The sequence below is a fragment of the uncultured Campylobacter sp. genome, from assembly GCF_938045225.1.
Lineage (GTDB): Bacteria > Campylobacterota > Campylobacteria > Campylobacterales > Campylobacteraceae > Campylobacter_A.
Genome location: NZ_CALINL010000261.1, coordinates 1 through 2,148, shown reverse-complemented (window position 1 = coordinate 2,148; position 2,148 = coordinate 1). Strand labels below are relative to the sequence as shown.

At 49.2% G+C, this 2,148-nt stretch carries 4 protein-coding genes; all 4 read left to right on the top strand.

Going from position 1 to position 2,148, the window contains the following annotated elements:
- On the top strand, positions 1 to 665 hold a 665-nt coding region (leuB, locus tag Q0200_RS09470; protein ID WP_297940663.1), incomplete at its 5' end, for a 3-isopropylmalate dehydrogenase.
- A complete protein-coding gene (locus Q0200_RS09465; protein WP_297940661.1) occupies positions 662 to 907 on the top strand; it encodes a hypothetical protein in 246 nt (81 codons plus the stop codon). The genes leuB and Q0200_RS09465, both read left to right, overlap by 4 nt.
- Positions 904 to 1,425: a GlcNAc transferase gene (locus tag Q0200_RS09460; RefSeq protein WP_297940659.1), complete on the top strand. Its 522-nt coding sequence runs from the start codon at positions 904 to 906 to the stop codon at positions 1,423 to 1,425. Before Q0200_RS09465 ends, Q0200_RS09460 begins: the two co-directional genes overlap by 4 nt.
- A partial coding sequence (locus tag Q0200_RS09455) for a CCA tRNA nucleotidyltransferase (RefSeq protein WP_297940657.1) occupies positions 1,391 to 2,148 on the top strand: 758 nt, incomplete at its 3' end. The genes Q0200_RS09460 and Q0200_RS09455, both read left to right, overlap by 35 nt.

Here is a 2,148-nt window from a genome sequence, read left to right as displayed (position 1 = left end):
GCGAGCTAACGGGCGGGATATATTTCGGTCAGCCGCGCGAGAAAAAAGAAAACAGCGCCTATAACACGATGACCTACACGAGCGAGGAGATCGAGCGCATCGCAAAGGTCGGTTTTGAAACCGCGATGAAGCGCAAAAAACGCGTTTGTATGGTCGATAAGGCAAACGTACTAGAGACCAGTCAGCTGTGGCGCGAGGTCGCTAGCGAGGTCGCAAAGGGCTATCCGGAGGTAAATTTGGAGTTTATGTACGTCGATAACGCGGCGATGCAGCTGGTGCGTGCGCCTAGTAAATTTGACGTGATTTTGACGGAAAATCTCTTCGGCGATATCCTAAGCGACGAGGCTAGCATGGTGTGCGGCTCGATAGGACTACTACCGAGTGCCAGCATCGGCGGCAAGGTGGGTATCTACGAGCCTATCCACGGCAGCGCGCCAGATATCGCGGGGCAGGGCATCGCAAACCCGGTCGCTACGATACTAAGCGCTACGATGATGCTTAGGTATTCATTTGGCGAAAACGAGGCTGCAAAAGCGATCGAAAACGCAGTAAAAGCGGCTCTTGCGCAAGGATATAGGACGAAGGATATAGCGGAGTTTGGCGCTAAAGAGATTTGCTCTACGAGCGAGATGGGCGGTATCATCGCCTCGCTAATAAAAAAATGAAAAATACTATCACAGAAGCCCTAATCTACGAGGCTCAGGGGCTAAAAGACGATGCGCTGATAGTTTATAAAAACATCCTAAAGCGCGAGTCGACAAACGCCGCTGCGATCGCCGCGATAAGGCGTCTAAGCGGTCTTAGCAGGAAAAAAACGGGCGTAAACGAGCAGATGCGAGACTTTTTCATCAAAATGAAAACCGACGAAGAAATAACCGAATTTAAAAGGTGGCTGATAAAACTATGAAACTAGAAGAAATAGCGAAAATGGCGATAGACGAGGTGGCGATGGAGCTAGAGCGAATGGACGCCGCGCGCGAAAAACAGGACGTATCGCGAGAGACAAACGAAACTAAAGACGAGATAAATTTAACAAATACGCCCGTATCAAGCGGCGACGTAAATTTAACCAACGCCGCGGGCCTTGCAAATTTAGTCGGCGAGATAAGCGTAGCGGACGAGGCTAGCGAGTTTGAGGCGGCTTTGGATAGTGCGGTAAATTCGCAAAAAACGGCGGCGAAATTTGACGCCGTCCAGGAGTCCGACCTGATCGCCGCCCCGCAAAAAGCCTTTGAGGTCGAGGTTGCGAATTTTACGGGCGAGGAGATATTTCTAAAAAACTTAAAAGAGCGCGTTTTGGTGCTTTTTGAGGGGCTAAACGCGACGAGCGAGGAAAATCTGAAAGACAGGCTCTCGCTCACGCTTAAATTTTTAGAATTCGTGCTGGCAAATGTCGAAAATCGGCTCGAAAATCTGCAAAAATAAAAATCTAAAATGGCTGCGAGATTTTCTGGCACCCCACACTAAGCGCGCGTATATCGTCGGGGGCTGCGTTCGCGACGCGATGCTGGGTAAAAAAATATCCGACTTTGACGTTGAAATTTACGGTATCGATCCTGCCAAATTTGACGCGCTGATGGCGCAAATCGGCGCTTGCGGCGTGGGCAAAAACTACTTCGTTTATAAATTTAAAAATTTCGATCTTTCTTTACCGCGAACCGAAAACAAAACGGGCGAAGGACACAAAGCGTTTGAAGTGGCTTACGCCGATGACGAGCGCGCGGCGTCTTTGCGCCGAGACTTTACCGTAAACGCGATGATGATAAATATCTTTGACGGCTCGTTTTTGGACTTTTACGGCGGACAGTGCGACCTAAAGCGCGGTATCTTGCGCCATATCGACGATGAAAAATTCGCCGAAGATAGCCTGCGCGTACTGCGTGCGGTGCAGTTTAGCGCTCGGCTAAATTTCCGTATCGCACGCGATAGTTTGCGGCTGATGAAGAGCCTAAGTATCAGAGATCTTAGCCGCGAGCGCATAAACGGCGAGCTGATGAAACTTTTTAGCGCTAAATTTCAAGAGGTCGGCTTTTGGTATCTTTATAAACTAGGTCTTTTGGGCAAAATTTTCGGGCTAAATTTGAGTCGCGCCGAGGCGGAAAAATTTGCCGCAAAACTAAAAAGCGCGATCAAATTTCTACCCAAACA